Source organism: Streptomyces sp. NPDC001415 (assembly GCF_053597395.1).
Genome location: NZ_JBSFIE010000060.1, coordinates 1 through 21,327, shown reverse-complemented (window position 1 = coordinate 21,327; position 21,327 = coordinate 1). Strand labels below are relative to the sequence as shown.

Annotated in this window: 15 protein-coding genes; 4 read left to right on the top strand and 11 right to left on the bottom strand. The window is 70.7% G+C overall.

The genetic code is table 11. The features are described 5' to 3' along the window. Window positions 1–130: 130 nt before the first annotated feature. The 3 genes from ACWC2B_RS37085 to ACWC2B_RS37075 all read left to right on the top strand — a co-directional run bounded on the left by ACWC2B_RS37085 (window position 131) and on the right by ACWC2B_RS37075 (window position 2,432). Complete coding sequence (locus ACWC2B_RS37085) at window positions 131–388, top strand: hypothetical protein (protein WP_450724599.1); 258 nt, start codon at window positions 131–133, stop codon at window positions 386–388. Between the two features lie 156 nt (window positions 389–544). Then, window positions 545–1,255: a M15 family metallopeptidase gene (locus tag ACWC2B_RS37080; protein WP_450724597.1), complete on the top strand. Its 711-nt coding sequence runs from the start codon at window positions 545–547 to the stop codon at window positions 1,253–1,255. A 268-nt stretch (window positions 1,256–1,523) separates the two neighbouring features. Then, complete coding sequence (locus tag ACWC2B_RS37075; RefSeq protein WP_450724595.1) at window positions 1,524–2,432, top strand: LysR family transcriptional regulator; 909 nt, start codon at window positions 1,524–1,526, stop codon at window positions 2,430–2,432. 45 nt (window positions 2,433–2,477) lie between these two features. On the opposite strand, the gene ACWC2B_RS37070 is transcribed toward ACWC2B_RS37075, so the two are convergent. The 6 genes from ACWC2B_RS37070 to ACWC2B_RS37045 form a co-directional block, all read right to left on the bottom strand. Continuing rightward, a complete protein-coding gene (locus ACWC2B_RS37070; protein WP_450724593.1) occupies window positions 2,478–3,767 on the bottom strand; it encodes an aminotransferase family protein in 1,290 nt (429 codons plus the stop codon). Next, entirely contained in the window at window positions 3,764–5,062 is a 1,299-nt protein-coding gene (locus ACWC2B_RS37065; RefSeq protein WP_450724591.1) for an MFS transporter, read from the bottom strand. The genes ACWC2B_RS37070 and ACWC2B_RS37065 overlap by 4 nt, the downstream gene beginning before the upstream one ends. Continuing rightward, complete coding sequence (gene hemA, locus ACWC2B_RS37060) at window positions 5,059–6,327, bottom strand: 5-aminolevulinate synthase (RefSeq protein ID WP_450724589.1); 1,269 nt, start codon at window positions 6,325–6,327, stop codon at window positions 5,059–5,061. The genes ACWC2B_RS37065 and hemA overlap by 4 nt, the downstream gene beginning before the upstream one ends. A 138-nt stretch (window positions 6,328–6,465) precedes the next feature. After that, complete coding sequence (locus tag ACWC2B_RS37055; RefSeq protein ID WP_450724587.1) at window positions 6,466–8,184, bottom strand: acetolactate synthase catalytic subunit; 1,719 nt, start codon at window positions 8,182–8,184, stop codon at window positions 6,466–6,468. A gap of 740 nt (window positions 8,185–8,924) precedes the next feature. Further along, window positions 8,925–9,500 carry a hypothetical protein gene (locus ACWC2B_RS37050; protein ID WP_450724585.1) on the bottom strand — a complete coding sequence of 192 codons (576 nt, stop codon included), beginning with the start codon at window positions 9,498–9,500 and terminating at the stop codon, window positions 8,925–8,927. Continuing rightward, window positions 9,500–9,823: a transposase domain-containing protein gene (locus tag ACWC2B_RS37045; RefSeq protein WP_450724583.1), complete on the bottom strand. Its 324-nt coding sequence runs from the start codon at window positions 9,821–9,823 to the stop codon at window positions 9,500–9,502. The genes ACWC2B_RS37050 and ACWC2B_RS37045 overlap by 1 nt, the downstream gene beginning before the upstream one ends. Before the next feature lie 771 nt (window positions 9,824–10,594). Here ACWC2B_RS37045 and ACWC2B_RS37040 point away from each other — a divergent pair. Then, entirely contained in the window at window positions 10,595–11,284 is a 690-nt protein-coding gene (locus ACWC2B_RS37040) for an AfsR/SARP family transcriptional regulator (RefSeq protein WP_450724581.1), read from the top strand. Between the two features lie 115 nt (window positions 11,285–11,399). Here the strand turns inward: ACWC2B_RS37040 and ACWC2B_RS37035 are convergent, their stop codons facing one another. The 5 genes from ACWC2B_RS37035 to ACWC2B_RS37015 form a co-directional block, all read right to left on the bottom strand. Further along, a complete protein-coding gene (locus tag ACWC2B_RS37035; protein WP_450724579.1) occupies window positions 11,400–12,221 on the bottom strand; it encodes an ABC transporter permease in 822 nt (273 codons plus the stop codon). Next, window positions 12,214–13,215 carry an ATP-binding cassette domain-containing protein gene (locus ACWC2B_RS37030; protein ID WP_450724577.1) on the bottom strand — a complete coding sequence of 334 codons (1,002 nt, stop codon included), beginning with the start codon at window positions 13,213–13,215 and terminating at the stop codon, window positions 12,214–12,216. Before ACWC2B_RS37030 ends, ACWC2B_RS37035 begins: the two co-directional genes overlap by 8 nt. A 4-nt stretch (window positions 13,216–13,219) precedes the next feature. Next, window positions 13,220–13,429 (bottom strand): MbtH family protein, encoded by a 210-nt coding sequence (locus tag ACWC2B_RS37025; protein WP_450724575.1) that lies wholly within the window; start codon window positions 13,427–13,429, stop codon window positions 13,220–13,222. A gap of 59 nt (window positions 13,430–13,488) precedes the next feature. After that, window positions 13,489–20,610 (bottom strand): amino acid adenylation domain-containing protein, encoded by a 7,122-nt coding sequence (locus ACWC2B_RS37020; protein ID WP_450724573.1) that lies wholly within the window; start codon window positions 20,608–20,610, stop codon window positions 13,489–13,491. Between the two features lie 30 nt (window positions 20,611–20,640). After that, window positions 20,641–21,327: phosphopantetheine-binding protein (locus ACWC2B_RS37015; RefSeq protein ID WP_450724571.1), on the bottom strand; the 687-nt coding region annotated here is incomplete at its 5' end.

Here is a 21,327-nt window from a genome sequence, read left to right as displayed (position 1 = left end):
CAACGCGGCATGGGGGTCCCCCCTGGCCCTTAAGGCCTTGGGGGAGTGCGTGCCAGACACCGCGGGCCCGGGCGGGGTTTAGACACAGGCTCTGAATCGTGCCGCCCTGTCCCTTCCTGCCTTCACCGGCGTGACGCGCCAACACCTCGCCGAGTTGTTGGTCGAGTTGGCTCCTCGGTGGGAGGCGGCACGGCAGTCGCGGTTGGACGAGCGCCGGGGCGGATGCCGTCGTCGTGCGGCCGGGGCCGGCCGCACGCAGAAGCTCGTCCTCACCGACCGGCTGCTGGTCACCCTCATCTGCCTGCGGCACCAACTGCCCCACGCGCTGGCCGAACTGTTCGGGGCGGAGGACCCCTTCGCCGGGATCGGCGCCGCGGGAGCACGCTGATTCCGGCGGCACCGAGGCAGCACCGCACGTCACCGGTCCGCCCTCGACATCCATCGAAGCCCACGGGCGCAGCCAGTCCCATTCCCATGCTCGCGGCGGGAAGGGATCACTGCATTCGGGCGAAAATTTCGCAAACCCTTCCGTATTCCCGACGCCATGCATGATCGGTCCGCCGGAGCGCGCTATGCCTGTTCGGTGATCAAGATCCGGTCCCGTACCGTTGCCGCGCTCGCGGTGTCCGTCTTGTCCTTCTGCGGCCTCCCCGGCCCCGCCGCCGCAGCCCGCCTGCCAGACCCCACGCTCGACGCGGTCGTCACAGCCGTCCCATCGGCCAAGCTGGGCCTCAGCTGGCACCCCGGCTGCCCGGTCCCGTCGTCCGGGCTCCGGCTCGTGCAAATGAACCACTGGGGCTTCGACGGGCAGGTCCACCGGGGCGAACTCGTCGTGCGCGAGCGGGCGGTGGCCCCACTGCTCCAGGTCTTCGAGCAGGCCTTCCAAGCGCAATTTCCCATCCGGCAGATGCGCGTGATGGCAGAGTTCGACGGCAGCGACGAGGCGGCGATGGCGGCCGACAACACCTCCGCCTTCAACTGCCGTACCGTGACCGGCGATCCGTCCGAAATCTCCCAGCACTCGTACGGGGACGCGGTGGACATCAACACCCTGGAGAACCCGTACGTCGACGTGAACGAGAAGGTCTATCCCCCAGCCGGTGCCGCCTTCCTCGACCGATCACAGCAGGCGAAGGGCATGATCCATCCTGGAGATGTGATCACCACGGCGATGAGCGAGGTCGGCTGGCAATGGGGAGGGCGCTGGAGTCCCCCGGACTACCAGCACTTCTCGGCCAATGGACGCTCGGGGTGACCACCCGATCCTGTCCTTCGTGATCACGACTGCCCCCGCTACCCAGGGCCATATGTGGCTGCCCATCCACCACTTCGGCTCGTCGTACGAGCCAGGCCCTGACCAACAACAAGCGAATACGGTACTTCGCCCCGGAGTGTGGGGCCGGCCGCACGAAGAGTGGCCTGAAGCAATTCCGGCGAAGTCACCCCGGTACCGCTGTTGTCGCTCTGTGGCGCACCGCGTGATCGAATCGGAGCGCGAGAGACTCATCGGGAAAGGCGAAGACGTGGAGTTACGGCGCCTGCGGTATTTCGTGGTGCTCGCCCGCCAGTTGCACTTCGGGCGGGCGGCGGCGGAGATCGGCATCGCCCAACCGGGCCTGTCCCAACAGATCAAGGTCCTTGAGAAGGAGTTGCGAGCCGAGTTGTTCGTCCGCGGCCGGGGTGAGGTGCGGCTCACCGCAGCCGGTGAACAACTGGCTCGCGAGGCACCACAACTACTCGACGAATGCGAGGCGTTGGCGCGCTCGGTACGCAGCGCGGCACGCGGCAGCGCCGGGGTGCTGCGGGTCGCGTACACCCGGTCCGGGGCCGACCTGCGCCTCGGCGAGCTGGTCAGATCGTTCCGTACCCGCCACCCGCGCTACCAGATAGAGGCGTTGACCGGCTGGACGAGCTGGAACCTGGAGTTGCTTCAGGACCGTACGGTCGATGTCGCGTTCATCCGGGGCCTGGAGCGGCCGTGCGGGGTCGAGGTGCTGGAGCTGGGTGCCGAGGACATGGTCGTCGCGCTGCCTGAGGGACACCGGCTCGCCGAGCGGGAGGCCATCCAGGTGGCGGAACTGGCGGAGGAACCGGTGGTGCTGTGGCCCCGGCATCAGGGGCCGGTGTTCTACGACCGGATCGTCCAGCAAGTGTGGCCAGGGACCGGGCCCCGATTGGTGCAGGAGGAACCGGAGTCCGAGCAGATCCTCGCGGCCATCGCGACCGGGACCGGGCTGTCGGTCCTTGACCGCAGACGGGCGCAGAAGCTCTGCCCGCCCGGCGTGGTGCTGCGGCCGTTCGCCGGCGAGCCGCTGCGGGTGCCGGTGGGCCTCGCCTGGCGGCAGGGCGACGAGACCACGGTGGTCGGCGACTTCGTGGCGTACTGCAGGTCCCATGGCCACGCATGGGTGGAGAGTGACCGCAGCACTTGAGGGTGCGGCCGCCCGCGGGGCCGGGCGGCCACGGGAACGTGACAGCTACGCGGGCACGGCGCCGACGACCGACGTCATACGGGCGGCCAGCGTGTCCAGCGCGGCGTCCAGCCGCCGCGCCAGCTCGTCCAGTTCCCCCTCCGTGCTCGTCAGCGGGGGCGCCACCATGACGCTCTCGGTGACGTGGTCGATGCCGCCGGGGCACAGCACCAGACCGTGCTCCCGGGCGCAGGAGACCAGAGCACGCGACACCGCCAACGGGTGCTCCGGCTGACCGTCGAGCCCCAGCGCCAGCATCAGTCCGCGTCCACGGACCTGCGTGACCACCGGGTGCTGTGCGGCCAGTACGGCCAACCGCGCTGCGAGCCCCGCGCCCAGCCGGGCGGCTCGCGCGGGCAACTCGTCCGCGCGCAGCCGGTGCAGAACGGCCAGGCCCGCCGCGGCGGCGACCGGGTTGCCGGACATGGTGTGGCCGAGCACCACGGAACCGAGCGGCTTGTCGAAGGCGCCCGCCACTCGCTCTGCGACCATGGTGACCGCCAGGCTCGTATAGCCACCGGTCAGCCCCTTGCCCGAGGTGAGCAGGTCGGGCGCCACGCCCGCGTGGTCGCAGCCCCACCAGCGGCCGGTCCGCCCGAAACCGCACATCACCTCGTCCGCGACGACCAGGAAACCGGACCGGTCGGCCTCCGCGCGCAGCCAGCGCAGCGTCTCGTCGTCCATCGGCGCGGCACCGGATGACGCGCCGCCCACCGGCTCGACGAATACGGCGGCCACCCGCTCACGGCCGACCCGGTCCAGCGCGGCGGCCCACTCCCGACGGCCGGCGCGCAGTGCGCCGGGAGCGGGTAGCACGCGGCTGCCGTCAGCGGTCGTGCCGTTGGAAAGCAGCGGGGCGAACGACGCGTCCACCTTGGGAGGTTGGCCGGTGAGCGCCAGCGCCCCCGCCGTCATTCCGTGATAGCTCGGCTGCTCGGACATCACGACCGTACGACCGGGGGAACCTGTGCGGTGGTGGAAGGCGAGGGCGATACGCAGCGCGCACTCATTGGCCTCGGAGCCGGAGTTCGCGTACTCCACATGTGAGGTGCCGGCCGGGGCCACCTCCAGCAGTTGCTCGGTCAGTAACCGCAGTGGACGTGAGGAGAACTGGGAGCGGTGGACGAACGCCACCTTGCCCAGCTGTTCGGTGATCGCGGCGATGACCGCGGGATCGCCGTGCCCCAGATTGACGTTGAGGACGCCCGAGGAGGCATCCAGGTAGTCCCGGCCGGACTCGTCGTAGAGATACGAACCCCGGGCGGAGGCGACGTGTGGGAGAGAGTCGGCCGTCATGAGTGTCCTTCCGCGGTGGTGTGTGACGAGGTGGCTCGCGGTTGCGCGGGACACGGATCCAGGTGGTGCGGTACCGCCGTCTTCTTCGCGGCGGCGAGGACGCCGAGCGAGGCCAACGCCGCCGCGAGACCGAACGCCCCGGCCAGCGTGGCGAATCCGGCTCCGCCGACCGTCAACGCGCCCAGCAGGCTGGTGCCGACCGCTATACCGGCATTCATCATCGCGTTGTTCCAGGAGACGACCGCGGCGCGCTGCGTCGGGTCGACGGTGCTGAGGTAGGACTGCTGGGTGCTGTAGAAGGCGCCGCCCGCGACGAACCACACGAAGAGGCCGACCAGACTCACCCACACAGCCGTGGCAGTCACCGCGAGCACGACCCCGGCCGTGAACACCACGGCCCACAGCACCGAAAGCCGGATCTCCTGCCCGCCGCGCTGCCGCACCCGGTCCACCAGATGACCCGTCAGCGTCGAGCCGACGACGGACGCGAAGCCGACCAGCAGCCCGACCAGGCCCAGCTCACCGAGCGTGAGACCGAAGCGCCCGCTGAACAGCACGCCCGCGAAGGTGTACGTGCCGAGCCGACCAGCCTGGAGCAGCGCTGTGGCCAGCAGTCCGAGCCGGATCCGCCGGTCCGCCCAGGGCCGGACGATCGCCCCGATGCCGCGTGCGCCGCCGGTGGGCCGGGCCCCGCGCAGCCGCGTCGCCAGCACCGGAACCGTGCAGGCCAGACCGATCCCGATCGCTGCGAACGGCCAGCGCCAGGAGGCGAGCCCAGCCACCAGCGTGCCCAGCGGCACGCCAAGGACCTGGCCCAGCGAGTAGATCGAAGCGCCCCAGGACACCGCCTTGCCACGCTGTGCGGGAGCGCTGCACTCGGCGAGATACGCCCAGATCGCAGGGGCCGCGGCGGCTCCGCCCAGGCCGGTCACCGCACGGGCGGCGATCAGCAACGGCAGGGTGGGGGCCAGCGCGCACAGCACATTGCCGACGACGAAGAGGGCCACGCCCCAGGTGATGAACATCCGCCGCTCGACCCGGTCGGCCCACACCCCGAGCAGCGGGCCGGCGATCGCGTACGTGACGACGTAGGACGTGACAAGCGCGGCCGCGGCAGCGGTGGACGAGCGCAGATCGTGGGAGATGGTCGGCAGCAGCGGCGAGACCAGATACATCTCCGCGCCCATCAGGAAGAACACCGCGTACAGCAGCGCGAAGCGGCCCCAGGGCGTGCGCACGCCGGGCGGTGCGGGGGCGCCGCGTGCGGGTGGCGGCTGAGTGGAGGTGGGTGTCACAGCGTGGTCCCCGCCCCGACGGGAGTGACGCCCGCGGCGGCCTGCGGCACGGGCGCGGCGCGGGGCAGGCCAAGCTCGTCCCACACCTCGTCGACAGCGCTCACGAAGTGCCGCACGGCGGCCGGGCTGTGCACCGGCGACGGGTTGATGCGCAGCCGCTCCGTGCCGCGCGGCACACTGGGGAAGTTGATCGGCTGGGCATAGCAGAGATGGTCATCGAGCAGCCGGTCCGCCAGCCGCTTGCACAGATGCGGGTCGCCGACAAGGACCGGCACGATGTGGCTCTCGGTGGACACCAGCGGAATCCCGGCCTCCTGGAACAGGCCCTGCAACATGCCGGCCCGGTGGTGCAACAGCAGCCGCTCGTTGTCGGACTCACGCAGATGCCGAACGCTGGCCAGGGCGGCCGCGGCCAGCGCCGGGGGCATCGCGAGCGTGAAGATGAAAGCGGGCGCGAAGCTGCGCACCGCGTCCACCACAGGGCCGTCGCCGACCACATAGCCGCCCGCGGTGCCGTATCCCTTCGCGAACGTGCCCATCAGCAGATCGACCTGGTCGGCGCAGCCCATCTGCGCCGCCATGCCCGCGCCGCCGGGCCCGTACATGCCGACCGAGTGAGCCTCGTCGACGTACACCAACGCGTTGTGCCGCTTGGCGACCGCGCAGAGTTCCGGCATCGGCGCCACGTCGCCGTCCATCGAGTAGATCGACTCGAAGGCGACCACCTTGGGGGCTTCCGGATCGGCGGTGGCCAGCAGCTCTTCCAGATGCGCCGGGTCGTTGTGGCGGAAGATGCGGCGCTCGGCGCGGGTGGCACGCATACCGAGGATCATCGACGCGTGGTTCTGCTCGTCGGAGAAGAAGATCACACCGGGCAGGAGTTTCCCGAGGACACCGAGTACCGCGTCGTTGACGGCGTAACCGGTGATGAACGTCAGCCCGCGCTCCTTGTTGTGGAGTTCGGCGATCTCCCGCTCCAGCAGGACGTGGGTCCGGTTGGTGCCGGAAATGTTGCGGGAGCCGCCGGCCGCCGCACCGGACCGTTCGATCGAGCCCTGCATCGCGGCGACGACGGCAGGGTGCTGGCCCATGCCGAGGTGGTCGTTGCTGCACCAGACGGTGATCTCCCGCGGGCCGTCGGGGTGGTGGTGGATGGCTGCGGGGAATCGGCCGGCGAGTCGCTCGATCTCGACGAACGTCCGGTACTGCCCATTGGCCTGGATCTCGGCTATTTTATCCGTGAAGAAGGCACGGTAATCGAGCACAGCGTTTTCCTTTCGAAGGAACCTGTGAGGGGATTTCGTTTTCTGGATTTCACGTCGCGTGAATGCGCAACGGGACGTGCCGGAGAGCGCGTTGGGGAATGCGCGGGGAAAGAGTGCGCGGTTTTCAGTGAGCCCGGGTCAGCTGAGCCGGGGGTCCTCGTCCCAGCCGGTCAGCGGCGGAAACGCGGCGGGGTCGACGGCGATCCGGACCAGCGCCGGCCGCTCCGCGGTGAGCGCTTCCTTCAGGGCGTGGGCGAGCCCGGCCGGCTCGGTCACCTCCAGGCCGAGTGCCCCGCAGGCTCGCGCGATGGCCGGGTAGTCGACCGTTCCGAGGGACACCGCGCTGGTCGCGGCGGCATAGGCGTGCACCTCGGCGTGCTTCTGGTAGCCGAGCAGCTGATTGTCGAGCAGCAGCACGGCCACGGGCAGCCGTTCGCGCACGGCCGTCTCCAACTCCGCCCAGACATGCGCGAATCCACCGTCACCGGTCACGCAGACCACCGGCGCGTCCGGCCGGGCCAGCCGCGCGCCGAGCGCCATGGGCAGTCCCCAGCCGAGCCCGGCAAGACCGCGCGGGCTCACGAACCGCTGCCCGGGGCGGCGGGCGCGCAGATAGTTGGCGGTCCAGACGGAGGAGTAGCTGGCGTCGGAGACCACGATCGAGTCGGGGGTGAGCAGCTTGTCCAGCTCCGCCATCACGCGTTCCGGGCGAACCGGGGCCGCGTCCGAGGTCCTTACGCCCGCGCTGGCGGCCTCGTACGAACGGCGGGCGGCGGCCAGCACCCGCTCGGTCTCGCCGCGGGCCGTGCGCAGCTCACTGGTGCCCACCCGCTCCAGCTCCGCGCGCAGATCGGCCAGGCCCGCCCGGACGTCGCCGACCAGCCGCAGCGCCTCGTAGTTGCGGCCGACCTCCTGCCCGTCGATGTCCAGGTGGGCGTAACGGGCGGTGGACGGCAGGGTGTGCCAGGAGTCGGTGCCGTTCTCGTTCGTACGGGTCCCGACCAGCAGCACCGCGTCCGCGTCCGCCAGCCAGGGCAGCAGGCCGTGCGCGATGCCGCGCGGGCCCATGAAGTGCCCGATGACGCCGCCGGACAGCGGATGCCCTTCGTCCACCGCGCCCTTGCCCATCGGCGTCGTCAACACCGGGAGCGCGGCCTCCTCCTGGAGCTCCGCGAGTTGCCCGCAGGCGTCGCTGCCGTGTACGCCACCGCCGGCGATCACCACCGGTCGGCGTGCCCCGGCCAGTAGTTCGGCGGCCTCCCGTACGGCCGGCGCGGGGGGCCGTGGCCGGTCCAGCGGCACCCGCCCGAGATCGGCGGAGCGTGTCGGCGTCCCGCCGGGGGGTGCGGCGCTGTGCGGCACCTCCTGGTCCAGCACGTCCTTGGGCACGAGCAGCACGGCGGGCCCCGGGCGCCCTGAGGATGCGGCCGTGAACGCCATATCGGCGTAGTCGTCGGCTCGTGCCGGGTCGTCAAGGCGCCGCACCCACTTCGCACAGGAGTTGAACAGCGCGAAGTGGTCCAGCTCCTGGAAGGCGTTACGGTCCCGGTGTCCGGTCGGCACGTCCTGGACGACGGCGACCAACGCGGTCGAGGCCCTCATCGCCTCGGCAAGCGGTGCGACAAGCAGCGTCGCGGCGGGTCCGTTCTGTGCGGCGACCACGGCGGGCCGGTGCGCGACGCGCGCGAACCCGTCGGCCATGGCCCCGCCCGCGTTTTCCGTGCGGTAGGCGACCTGTCGGATCCCCCGGTTCTCGGCGGCCAGCAAAAATGCCGTGGGAAGACTCTGTCCGAAGATTTCCCGAACGCCGTGCCGCACCATGGCTGCGGCCAGCGCGTGTGCGACTGAGTTCTGCATGAGCCCTCCACTCGTGGTGTGTCCACAAGCCTTGAGCATCCGCCACACACTGTCCAATACCGGTTTTATATTGCGAGATAAAGAGCTTTTATCGGCGTCGTTTTATTTACGCCGATTTATCGGCCAGGTAATTTCGACGGAAGATGCGGGATGCTATGCGCGCGGCGCCGGGGGCTGACACGGGGCTGCCGAGGGGTCTCGCGGGCGCGGGACACGTCGGCGCCACGCCAGTCCCAAGAGCGCGGCGCTTTCCGGGCGTTCAGCCCGCGCAAGGGTACGGGCGCGCCGCGCTCACCGCTCGGTGCCGGTGGCCGCTTGGCGTTGCGACCGTGAACCGCGTGGGCTCCGGGCAGTGTCAATGGGCGGGCGGCGAGCCGCGACGGAGGTATCGACCATGCGGTTGCGGGACAACACAGGGGCTCGGCACTGGGGCTCGGCGGCGCCGGTCCGCTCGACGTGCCGGAAAGTGCGGCGAGTGCGCGGCCGCGAAGGTGGAGATCGGGCGTTTGACGCGGCGGGGCAGGATACGGAGTCCGCGGTGCGCTGGCCCCAGTTCTCGAAGGTGAGGATGGCCCGTCGGATCCGGGGGGGTTGGTGCGGCGCTGGGGTGTCGGCGGTCCCGGTTGCGGTGAGGGCGGTGAGGCGGACCGTTCTCAGGGTGACGGTCAGTGAGATGCGGTCGGGGTCGATGCCGGCATGGTCGGCGGCTTCCCCTCCGAGGCGCCGGACGCGTGCTGCGGTCACAAACCCCCGATGGGGCGGGGCATCGCTCGTGGTCGAGCAGTGTGGTGATCAGCCGGAGCTGGGTGGTGCGGCTGTGCCGGCCGTCGGTGCGGACGGTGACGGTGGCTTCGATCACCCGCAATGCCAGGGCCCTGGGCCTGCGGCGGGATGCCGCGGCGGTGGCGGGGCCAGCGGGCCAGGCGGGCACGCTCGTTCTGGCCGGTGGCCATCGACAGATAAGTGCCGTCGGGGAGCAGATGCAGGACAGGCGGCAGCCGATCGGTGCTGGTCCGCCACGACAAGTGCGCGCCCGTCGCAGCGGCCGCGCAGGCCAGTGGGACGCCGTTGCTGCCGCGATCGGCCAACAGCAGCATGCCTGGGCGCAAGGCCCGGCACAGCAGCGCCTGGTCCTTCTCAGACTGTTTCCAGGAGCCGACGGTCACGTCGAGCAGAGTCCGGGTCCCGCCTTCGACCAGCGCGGTCAGCCGCATCAGCGGGAATCCGCCCAGTCCGAACTTTCCGGCGGCGCGGCCGCAGAACGCGAAGTTCAAGGTGCTGTCGGGAACCTGAAGACCAGTGCCGTCCCAGGCCACTACCCGCCGCCCCTGCCACCATGACCCCGGCGTGTCCGCGGCCGCAGCAGGACCTTTGACCTCGTCGAACAGCGCGACCAGGGAGCTGATCCGATCCGCCGCCGGGCCTGTCGCAGGGCCGCTGCCGACGGGTCGACATCCGGCAGGCCCGCCCCGGCGACCAGGCAGGCCCACACACCCCGATATCCGCACTCGGTGAACAGCGCCATCGCCAGCACGAAGTACACCACCACCCGCGAGGGGAGCTTCCGCACCCGCGACTGGACCCGTCCGGTCTTCGCGAGTACTGCGTCCACCAGCGACGGTGAGATGATCTGTGTCACTCTCCCAAGTGCCCGGCAGCGAAGGCTACTTCACCACCCATGCGCGCACGCGCGGCCATGCCAGACTGAACCATGGGGGCTCCTTGAGAACCGCGTCTTGGTCGACTCCCGTCCTACGCGGAGCCCCGCCCCACCAGACCCGACTTCGCCGAACAGGTTGACAATCCGACCCGAGCTCAAAGTTCCCGGCGTTGACCCAAGACCCGCCTCCAGCACGCCTTCTCCGCCGCAGCCCTCAACCTCATCCGGCTCGATGCCTACTGGAACGACCCGGCACCCCGTCCCAGAAACACCACCCGGCTCGTTCGTCTCCACACCGAACTGGCCTCCTGACCACCGGAATTCTGACGCCGCGCCCGTGTTTGACAAATGCCAGCCGCAGCAGGGAAGATCATTAAGTAAATGCTCAGATCATTAAGGAATCGTTAGGGTAATGCGTCCGTAGTGTCGTGAATGCGGTGATGCCTGGAGACCCGGCCGACGCGCTGTGGGAATCATCACGCGCAGCGAACACGAATGAAATGATTCGTGCATTCGCCGGAGGGTCCCAGGTGACCACATTGATCGCAGAGCGACCCAGGCCCTCGGTGGGCGCATCCCGCATGATGCACACTCCCCGGCACCGGATTTCCGGTGCCGGTCACCGGTGGGCTGCCAAGGGTCTGCGGGCGCCAACGGGAGGGATTTTTGGTGCTGATCAACGTTCTTGGTCCCTTGACGGTCGAGCACGGGGGGAAGACACACCGGATCCGGGCGAAAAAGCTCCGGACCGTGTTCGCCGTCCTGGCTCTGAACGCGGGTCGCACGGTCTCGTGGGACACGCTCGTCGACGAACTCTGGCCCGACAAGGACCTGGAGAATTCGAGAAACGCCCTGCATGCCACCACCGCCAGGCTACGAAAACTCGTGGACGGCTGGGATCTCGACGAGAAGGCCAACGAGCTGGTGCGCACGACGGGCAGCAGCTACATGCTGGACGTCCCGCAGTCCTCGACCGACGCCGCTCAATTCCTGAAGTTCGCGGCCCAGGGTTCCGAACTACTGCGGGATCAGCCGGACCGTGCCGAGGAATTGCTGCACCAGGCGCTGAGTCTGTGGCGCGGGCCGGCGCTTCTCGACGCGGGGGACGGTCTGCTGTGCCAGTCCACCGCCGCCCAGCTGGAAGAGCGGCTGATGTCGCTGCGCGAAGACCTCATCGTGGTCAAGCTCAATACCGGTGGGGAACGCGAGGCGATCTCCGAACTCCGGGAACTGGTCGTCCAGCATCCGGGGCGCGAGCGATTCAGCGAGCAGCTCATGGTCGCCCTCTACCGGTGCGGGCGACAGAGCGAGGCGCTCGACGTCTACCAACGGACCCGGGACTGGCTCTCCGGCGAACTCGGCCTCGATGTCGGCCGCTCGCTGCGCAAGCTCTACCAGGACATCCTCTCCCAGGATCCACTCCTGGACGCCAAGGCCTGACTACCTGATATTCAGGGCTCGTTGGGGGCATCTCCCAGTGCGCTCAACAGCCTCAGGTGCTGTCATACGAGCAGGGGCCCGCCGGAACACTTTCCGGCGGGCCCCCTCGCTTTTCTCAGCCCGCCTCGCGGTACGCCCGCAAGCTCAGCGGCACGCACAGCGCGAGCAGCGCGGCGAGCGTACCGAAGGCGACAAGAAGCGGGTGTTCCGCGGGGAAACCACCGCCCGTCACGACCGGGTTTCCCCACAGCGTCCGGCAGGCGGTGACCACCGAGCTGACCGGGTTCCACTCGGCGAGCGGCCGGATCCAGGACGGCAGGCCTTGGACCGAGAAGAACGCGTTCGACAGGAACGAGAAGGCGACCAGCACGATCGCGCCCAGCGAATCGATCGCCTCCGGTGTACGCATCAGCAGGCCGATCAGCACGCCGAGCCACAGCATCGCGTAGATGAATCCAATGATCAGCGCGAATCCGGCAAGGACGGAAAGTGCCCCCGCGTGCGGGCGCCAGCCGACGGCCAGGCCCACCGACATGACGATGCACAGACCGATGACGGAGACCATCAGATCGGACAGCGTCTGGCCGAACAGCACCGAACCGCGCGATACGGGCAGTGACCGGAACCGGTCGACCAGGCCGCCGCGCAGATCCATGCAGACGCCGATGGCGGTGGGCCCGATGCTGGCGAGGCCGACCTGGACCGCGACGCCGGCCATCAGGTACTCCTCGTACGCACCGCTGCCGGGCACCGAGATCGAGTCCCTGAACAGGTAGCCCACCGCGATCAGCAGCACCAGCGGGTTCAGCGTGATGCCGAGGAACTTGCCCGGCGCCCGCCTCAGGTGCAGCAGATGCCGCCCGGCCAGCGCGAACGTATCGGCGAGGCCCACGGCAAGTCCGCTCGACGGGCGGGCCGTAAGGCTCGATTCACTCATGGGGCACGGCCTTCGGATCGGAGCTTTCGGAGGGTACGAGACCACCCGGGGGCGCCGGACGGTCGGTCAGCTGGAAGAACACGTCGTCGAGGGTGGGGCGCCGCAGCTCGAAGTCCACGACGTCCACCCCCGCGTCGCCCAGTGCGGTCGCGACCGCGGCCAGGCTGCGCAGACCCGAGTCGAGCTGGACCGAGATGCTCCGCCCCTGCACGTCCACCACCGGCTCGGCGGAGGCGATCGCGGATACCGCCGACACCGCGGCGGACAGCGCGTCCTGACGGGTCACCGACACCTCCAGGCGTTCGGTACCGACCTTGCGCTTCAGCTCGGCCGGCGTGCCCGCCGCGATCACCTGGCCCTGGTCGATGACCACGATCTGGTCGGCGAGGAAGTCCGCCTCCTCCAGGTACTGCGTGGTCAGCAGCACCGTGATGCCATCGGCGACCAGTTCGCGCACCACGTTCCAGAGCACCATGCGGCTGGTGGGGTCGAGGCCGGTGGTCGGCTCGTCCAGGAACAGCACGGGCGGGCGGGCGATGATGCAGGTGGCCAGGTCGAGGCGGCGCCGCATGCCGCCCGAGTAGGTGCCCGCCGGGCGGTCGGCGGCGGCCGTCAGCTCGAACCGTTCGAGCAGTTCGTCGGCGCGCTGCCGAGCCCCGCGCCGCCCCTGCCGCAGCAAGCGGCCGAGCAGCACCAGGTTCTCCCGGCCGGTGAGCAGTTCGTCGACGGCGGCGTACTGGCCGGCGAGGCCGATCCTGCGCCGTACCTCCTTGCTCTGCCGGACCACGTCGTATCCGGCGACCGTCGCATGTCCGGCGTCCGGCTTCAGCAGGGTGGCGAGGACCCGCACGGTCGTTGTCTTGCCGGCCCCGTTGGGGCCGAGCACGCCGAGCACGGAGCCCGTCGCGACCGACAGATCCACCCCCCGCAGTGCGGTGTGGCCCTTGTACCGCTTCTCCAGTCCCTCCGCGTAGACCGCGGTGTCCGTCGCCACGCGGTCAGTTGCCGGAGTGAGCGGCCAGGCTCTTCGGCCGCATGTCGGTCCAGTCCCGCTCGACGGCGGCCAGCGCCTCGGCACGCCCGCTCTCGTCCGCGGCCACGGTCCAGCCGGCCGGCACCGCGGCGAAGGTCGGCCACAGGCTGTGCTGGCCCTCGTCGTTGACCAGGACGAGGAACTTGCCCTCTTCGTTGTCGAATGGATTCGCCATGATTCTCTTCTCCAATTCCCGGAATTTCCGGACTCTTTCAGGACCCCTGTAACGGGATGTCATGCGTGAAGACGGTCCAGTTCGGCGGCAATGAGCCGGCCGATCCGAGCCTGCGGCCCGGAATGCATCATGAATTCGTGGCCACAGGGAATGTCGTACGTCTCCACCGCGCCAGACACATGGGATGCCCAGGCCTGCCGCTTGGCGGCACTCTCTTCGCCGTCCAGGCCGAGCCCCGCGACAAAGAGCAGCATCTTCCCGGAAACGCTCCCGGGCCTGAACTGCCGTACGAGGTCAATGCGGTTACGCATCGCCCCGAGGAGCGCAGGCACGTCGAGTTCCGCCAGCGGGCTCGCTTCGCGGCGCAGCGCGCCGGCGACCTCGGCGGGCGTCAGCTCACCGGCGCTGTCCGCGCGGTCGAGGCCGCAGTACTCCAGTACGGCGGTGAGCAGTTCCGCATCCGTGGGGACCGGGTCGTCCTGGTTCGCCGGGTAGCTGTCCAGGTTGGCGAGCAGTGCCACCTCTTCGCCCGCGGCCTGCAGCTGAACGGCCATCTCGTGGGCCACCAGGCCGCCGTAGGACCAGCCGAGCAGATGATACGGGCCGGCCGGCTGGATCTCCCTGAGGTGCCCGATGTATTCGGCGGCGACCTGTTCGATGCTCTCCGGGAGCGGGCCGGGGCCGCCGGGCGCCTGAAGTCCGTAGATGGGGTGGCGCTCGCCGATGAGACCGGTCAGGCCCAGGTAGGGGAGGCTGAAGCCCATGCCGCCGTGGACGCAGAACAGCGGCGGCAGGTCTCCCGAGGGCCGGATCGGCAGCACCGTGCCGAAGGGGTCGAAGACCGGCCCCTCGGTGGCCCGGTCCTCGATCTCCCGTCCGATTCGGTCGAGGAAGGTGGCGCCCGGCGCGTGGGCGGCGCGTTCGGCGACGGCGGCCAGCGCCTGTACGGACTTGTGCAGGAAGACGTCGGCCGGTGCGAGGTCCAGGCCCGCCTTGCGGGCGCGGCCGACGACCTGCACCGAGCGGATGCTGTCGCCGCCGAGTTCGAAGAAGTCCGCGTCGGCGAACACCTGTGGCAGGCCGAGCACTTCGGCGAACACCACGCACAGGATCTCCTCCTGCGGCGTGCGCGGCGCCCTCCCGGACACTGCGGTCATCGCCGCCGGGTCGGGGGCGGGCAGCGCCTTGCGGTCCACCTTCCCGTTGGGGGTCAGCGGCAGCGCGTCGAGCGCCATGAAGGCGGTGGGCACCATGTAGTCGGGCAGCAGTCCGGCGAGGTGGGCGCGCAGCTCCGTACGGGAGACGTCGGGAGCCACGACGTACGCGGTCAGACGGCGGTCGCCCGGTGTGTCCTCGCGGACCACCGCGACGGCCTGCCCCACCCCGGGGCAACTGCCCAGGGCCTGCTCGACCTCGCCGAGTTCGATACGGAAGCCGCGCACCTTCACCTGGTGGTCGGCCCGGCCGAGGTAGTCCAGCTCCCCCTCGCGGGTCCACCGGACGAGGTCGCCGGTGCGGTACATGCGGGTGCCCGGCGCACCGTACGGGTCCGCGACGAAGCGTTCGGCGGTCAGGCCCGGGCGGTTCAGGTAGCCGCGGGCCAGCTGGGCGCCCGCGATGTACAGCTCGCCCACCACGCCGGGGGCGACCGGGCGCAGCCAGGCGTCCAGGACGTATACGCGGGTGTTGGCGAGCGGCCGGCCGATGGTCGGCTTGGCCGTGCCCGACAGGGGTCCGCTGGAGGTGGCGCACACGGTGGACTCGGTCGGGCCGTAGCAGTTGACCATGGTGCGGCCGGCCGACCAGCGGGCCGCGGCCTCCGGCGGGCAGGCCTCGCCCGCGGTGATCAGGGTCAGGTCGTCCGGCAGCGTGATGTCCTCGGGGAACGCGGCGAGGACGACGGGTGGCAGCACGGCAAGGTTCACACCGTGTGCGGCGATCAGTTCGGCGAGCGGCTCGCCGGGGGCTCGGCTCTCGGGGGTCGCGAGGACCACGGTGCCGCCGCCGAGCAGCGGGACGAACATCTCCACGGACGCCGCGTCGAAGCTCGGCGAGGCGAACTGGAGCATCCGGGTGTGCGGGCCGACGCCGAAGCGGGCCACGTGGTCGGCGTGCAGCGCGGCCACGCCGGCGTGCTCGATCACGACGCCCTTGGGGCGGCCGGTCGAGCCCGAGGTGTAGATGACGTACGCGGCGTCCCGCCGGGTGAGCGGGCGCAGTCGGTCCGCGTCGGTGAGGTCGGCGTCGCCGGCGGCCGCGATGGCGCCGTCCAGGACGACGGTGTCCGTGCCGGATCCCGTCAGGACCGATGCCTTCCCGGGGACGGTGACCACGCAGTTCGGGGCGGCGTCGGCCAGCATGTAGGTGATGCGGTCGGCCGGGTAGTCCGGGTCGATGGGCAGATAGGCCGCGCCTGCTTTCAGTACGGCCAGGACCGCGACGACCATGTCGACCGAGCGCGGGATCATCAGACCGACGGTCCGGCCCGGCCCGGCTCCGCGCGCGACGAGCAGCCTGGCAAGGCTGTTGGCACGTGCGTTGAGCTCGCCGTAGGTCACCTGCTCGTCGCGGAACACGACGGCCGGGTGGTGCGGCCGGCGCGCCGCGTGCGCCTGGAAGATGTCCGGCAGGGTCAGCGGGGACACGTCGACGGTGGCGCTGTTCCAGTCCTCGACCATCCGGTGCAGCTCTTCCGCGTCCAGTACGTCGATGCGGCTCAGCGTCGTCTCGGGGTCGGCCACGACCGTCTCCAGGAGCCGTACGAAGCGAGCGGCCAGCCGCTCGACGGTCTCCGGGCGGAAGAGCGCGGTGCTGTACTCGACGAGGATGTCGAGCCCGCCCGCCTCCCCCTCGGACAGCTGGAACGCGAGGTCGAACTTGGCCGTGGTGCTGCCGACCGGCTCGGTGGCCGCCACCAGGCCGGGCAGCGACAACGTGGCCTCGGCCGTGTTCTGGAAGGCCAGCATGACCTGGAACAGGGGCTGCCTGGCCAGCGAGCGCACCGGGTTGCAGACCTCCACCAGGCGCTCGAACGGCAGGTCCTGGTGCTCGTAGGCGGCAAGGTCCGTCTCCCGTACGCGGCGCAGCAGCTCGCCGAACGTGGGGTCGCCGGAGGTGTCCGTGCGCAGCACCAGGGTGTTGGTGAAGAAACCCACGAGGTCGTCGAGCGCCTCGTCCGTGCGGCCCGCGACGGGGCTGCCCAGGGGGATGTCCTCGCCGGCACCGAGCTTGGTGAGCAGTGCGGCGAGCCCGGCCTGCACGACCATGAACGGGCTCACGCCTCGCTCGCGCGCCAACTCGACGAGCCGGGCGTGCAGTTCAGGGCCGATGACGGCAGCGTGCTCGGCTCCGTCGTGCGTGGTGACCGGCGGCCGGGCGAAGTCGGCCGGCAGCTCGATCTCCTCGGGGAGACCCGCCAACGCGCCCTTCCAGTAGGCGAGTTGGCGTCCGGCGACGCTGTCGGGATCGCTCTCGTCACCCAGGAGTTCACGCTGGCGCAGGGTGTAGTCGGCGTACTGGACGGGCAGCGGCCGCCACGTGGGGGCTTCGCCCTCGCAGCGCGCCCGGTAGGCGTGGGCGAGGTCGTCGGCGAGCGGCTTCAGGGACCAGCCGTCGCCCGCGATGTGGTGCAGGACGAGCAGCAGGACGTGGTGGTCGTCGGCGAGGGTGAACAGGCGGGCCCGCAGCGGGATGTCCCTGGCCAGGTCGAAGCGCCGGGCCGCCTCGGCGGACAGCGTCTCCTCAAGGGCCGACGCGGCTATCGCTTCCTGCCGCAGCGTGAACGGGATCTCGGTGAGCACCTGTTGGCGCGGCGCGCCGTCGGTGTCGGGGAAGACCGTGCGCAGCGACTCGTGCCGGCCCAGGAGGTCGTCGAGCGCGGCGCTCAGCGCCGGGGCGTCGAGACGGCCGGTCAGGCGCAGGCCCAGCGAGATGTTGTACGTGCCGTGCGCGTCGTCGAGCTGGTTGAGGAACCACAGCCGCTGCTGGGCGAAGGACAGCGGCACCGCTTCGGGACGTACGTCGACCGGTCGCAGCACCGGGCGGGCCGCTCCGGCTCCTGGCAGGCGGGCGGCGAGCGCGGCCGGGGTGCGCGCGTCGAACAGTGCGCGGACCGGGAGTTCGGCGCCGAGGACGGTGCGTACCCGGCTCAGGACGCGGGCGGCGAGCAGGGAGTGGCCGCCGTGGTCGAAGAAGTCGTCGTCGGGCCCGATCGCCGGCAGCCCGAGGACCTCGGCGAACACCTGGCACAGGAGCTCCTCCTGCGGGCCGCGCACGGCCCGGCCGCCGGACCTGGGCCCGAGGTCGGGGCCGGGCAGCGCCTTGCGGTCCACCTTGCCGTTGGGCGTGAGCGGCAGGACGTCGAGTGCGACGAACGCGGTCGGGACCATGTACTCGGGGAGCAGGCCGGAGAGGTGCGTGCGGAGTTCGGCGGGCGTCGGCGCGGCGTCCGTCGCCACCACGTAGCCGACGAGGAGCTGCTCACCGGGCCGGTCCTCGCGGACGGTCACCACGGCCTGTGCGACACCGGGGTGGCGGGCCAACGCGTTCTCGATCTCGCCGAGTTCGATGCGGAAGCCGCGTACCTTCACCTGGTGGTCGGAGCGGCCGAGGTATTCGAGGTGGCCGTCCGCGCCCCACCGTACGAGGTCTCCGGTGCGGTACATGCGGGTACCGGGCTCGCCGTACGGGTCCGCCACGAAGCGCTCCGCCGTGAGGCCGGGGCGGTTGAGGTAGCCGCGGGCCAGGCCCGCACCCGCGATGTACAGCTCGCCCGCCACTCCGGCGGGCACCGGGCGCAGCCAGGCGTCCAGGACGTGCACGCGGGTGTTGAGAAGCGGGGTGCCGATGGCGGGCGCGCCGGGGCGGGTGCCGTCCACAGGCGCGGCGGTGGACCAGATGGTGGTCTCGGTCGGCCCGTACAGGTTCATGAGGCCGGCCGTCGCCTTGCGCAGTTCTTCGGCCAGCGGCTCGCTCAGGGCCTCGCCGCCGACGAAGCAGCGCACGGCGCTCAGACAGTCAGGGGCTTCGGCGAGCAGCGTCTGCCACAGGCTGGGCGTCGCCTGCATGGCGGTCGCCCCGCTGTCGAGGACGGCCTGGGCGAGGGCGGCGGGGTCACGGACCGTGTCGCGGTCGGCGAGGTGCAGCCGCGCGCCGCTGAGCAGGGGCACGAAGAGTTCGGTGTTCGCGATGTCGAACCCGAAGGTGGTGACGCCCAGGAACACCTCGCCCCGTGAGAGGCCGTACCGGGAGCGCATGTCCGTCAGGATGTTGGCGAGGCCGCCGTGGGTGACGACGACGCCCTTGGGCCGGCCCGTGGAGCCCGAGGTGAACAGCACATAGGCGACGTCGTCGGGAAGGAGCGGACGGGTTCCGTCGGCGAGGTCCGTGTCCGGGAAGGCGTCCAGGCCGGCCTTGATGGCGGGGTCGTCCAGGTCCCAGTACGCGAGCGCGGCCCCGTCGGTGGTGTACAGAGCGGCATGCGATCCGGCGGCGGTGAGGGCCAGGACCGGCTGGGTGTCCGCCAGCATGAAGGCGATGCGCTCGGCCGGGTGGTCGGGGTCGATGGGCAGGTACGCGGCGCCCGACTTCAGCACCGCGAGCGCCGCCACCACGAGCTCGACCGACCTCGGCAGCGCGATGGCCACGGTCTGGCCGGGGCCGGCGCCCTGCTCGACGAGGGCGTGGGCCAGGCGGTTGGCCCGCGCGTTCAGTTCGCGGTAGGTGAGTTCGGTGCCTCGGCAGACGACGGCCGTGTCCTGCGGGGTCTCGCGGACCTGTGCCTCGAATGTCCGGGGCAGCAGTGCGGACATCGTCTCGCCGGCGGTGTCGTTCCACTCCGACCGGATCCGCCGGGTCTCCTCCAAGGTCAGCACGCCGATCCCGGCCAGCGACTGATCAGGGCCGCAGGCCACCGCCTCCAGTACGCCAAGGAGTCGGCGACCGATCAACTCGACTTGGTTCAGGCCGAGTTGACCCGGCGCGTAGTCGAAGCGCAGGCTCAGGCGGCCGTGAGTACCGGGCAGCACGGCCAGGGCGAGCGGGTAGTGGGTGACGGAGCGGATGTCCGCGTCCACGACCCGCAGGCCGGGCAGCGCCGCGGCCAGGCCCTCCTCGTCCATGGGGTAGCTCTGGAACAGCAGGACGGTGTCGAAGAGTTCGCCCGTGCCCGCCTGGTTCTGGATGTCGGCGAGGCCCACGTGCTCGTACGGCATGAGCGCGGACTGCCGGTCCTGTACGTCGGCGAGCAGCCCGGCCACGGTCTGGCCGGGGCGGGTGGCCACCCGGACGGGCACGGTGTTCGCGAACAGGCCCACCATCGTCTCGACTCCGGGCAGTTCGGCCGGGCGGCCCGAGGTGACGGTGCCGAAGACGACGTCGTCGCGGCCGGTGAGGCTGCCGAGCAGGATCGACCAGGCGCCCTGGAATACGGTGTTGAGGGTGACTCCCAGGCTCCGGGCCCGCGCGGTGAGGGCCGACGCGAGAGGGCCGGGGACCTCGACGGTGAGCGAACGCGGCATGACCGGGGCTCGCTCGGCGGACTCGGCGGCGGTGGCCGGCACGAGGCGGGTGGGCTCGTCGAGCCCGGCCAGGGCGTCCTTCCAGGCGACGAGTGCGGTCTCGGTGTCCTGCGCCTCCAGGAAGGCCAGGTAGTTGCGGTACGGGGCGGCGTCGGGCAAGCGCGCGTCGCGGCCGCCCGCCGCGTAGAGCGCGAACAGCTCCTGGATGAGCATCGGCAGGGACCAGCCGTCGACGAGGCTGTGGTGGATCGTCCACACGAAGCGGTGCCGTCCGGCCCCCTGCCGCACCAGGACGCAGCGCATCAGCGGCGGACGTGCGAGGTCGAAGCCGCGGTGGCGTTCCTCGTCGGCCACCGCGCACAGAGCGTCGGCGTCCGCGTCGGGCAGGTCGAGGTCCTGCCAGGGCAACTCGACGTCCCTCAGAACAAGTTGGACCGGGTCACCGGAAGCCCTGCGACGGAAGCAGGCCCGCAGATTCGGGTGCCGGTCGAGGAGCTGCTCGCAAGCGGTACGCAGGGCCGCGCCGTCCAGGTCCCCTTCGAGATCGACGGTGAGCTGCAGGGAGTAGACGTCCGCCTGCCGCGGGTCGTACTCGGAGAGGAACAGCAGGCCCTTCTGGAGTGGCGCCAGCGGCAGCACATCGCTGATGTTCGAACGCTTCATGACGACTTCTTCCTCATTCACCGAACTTCCTCATTCACCGAATTCGAGGTCGAACTCGGCGAGTTCTTCCAGTGACAGCGAGACCAGCGGCTGGTCGGACACGGCCGGGGCCGGCGCGGGCTCCGCCGCGGGTTGCGCGGCGGCGGCGAGTGCGGCGGGCGTCTTGCGGGTGAAGACGTCGCGCGGGGTGATGGCGAGGCCTGCCTTGCGGGCCCGGCCCACCACCTGGATGGAGCTGATGCTGTCACCGCCGAGGGCGAAGAAATCGTCGTCCGCCGTGACGGAGTCCAGGTTCAGCACCTCGGCGAACGCGGCACACAGCGCCCGCTCCTCGGGAGTACGCGGCGCCCGGCCCGTTGTCGCGGCAACGGTCGCCCGGTCCGGCACCGGCAGCGCCTTGCGGTCGACCTTGCCGTTGGGGGTCAGCGGCAGGGCGTCCAGGGCGACGAACTCGGCCGGCACCATGTAATCCGGCAGCACCTCCTCCAGCGCCGCCCGTACGTGCTCGACGGTGGCGGGGCCGACGAGGTAGCCGACGAGCCGCTTGCGCCCAGCAGTGTCCGGGACCGCTTGCACGGCCGTGTCCGACACTCCGCCAACCGCTCTCAACACGGCTTCTATCTCTCCGAGTTCGATGCGTCGGCCTCGGATTTTGACCTGGTGGTCGAGCCGTTCGAGGAATTCGAGCTGTCCGTCGGGCCGGTACACGACGCGGTC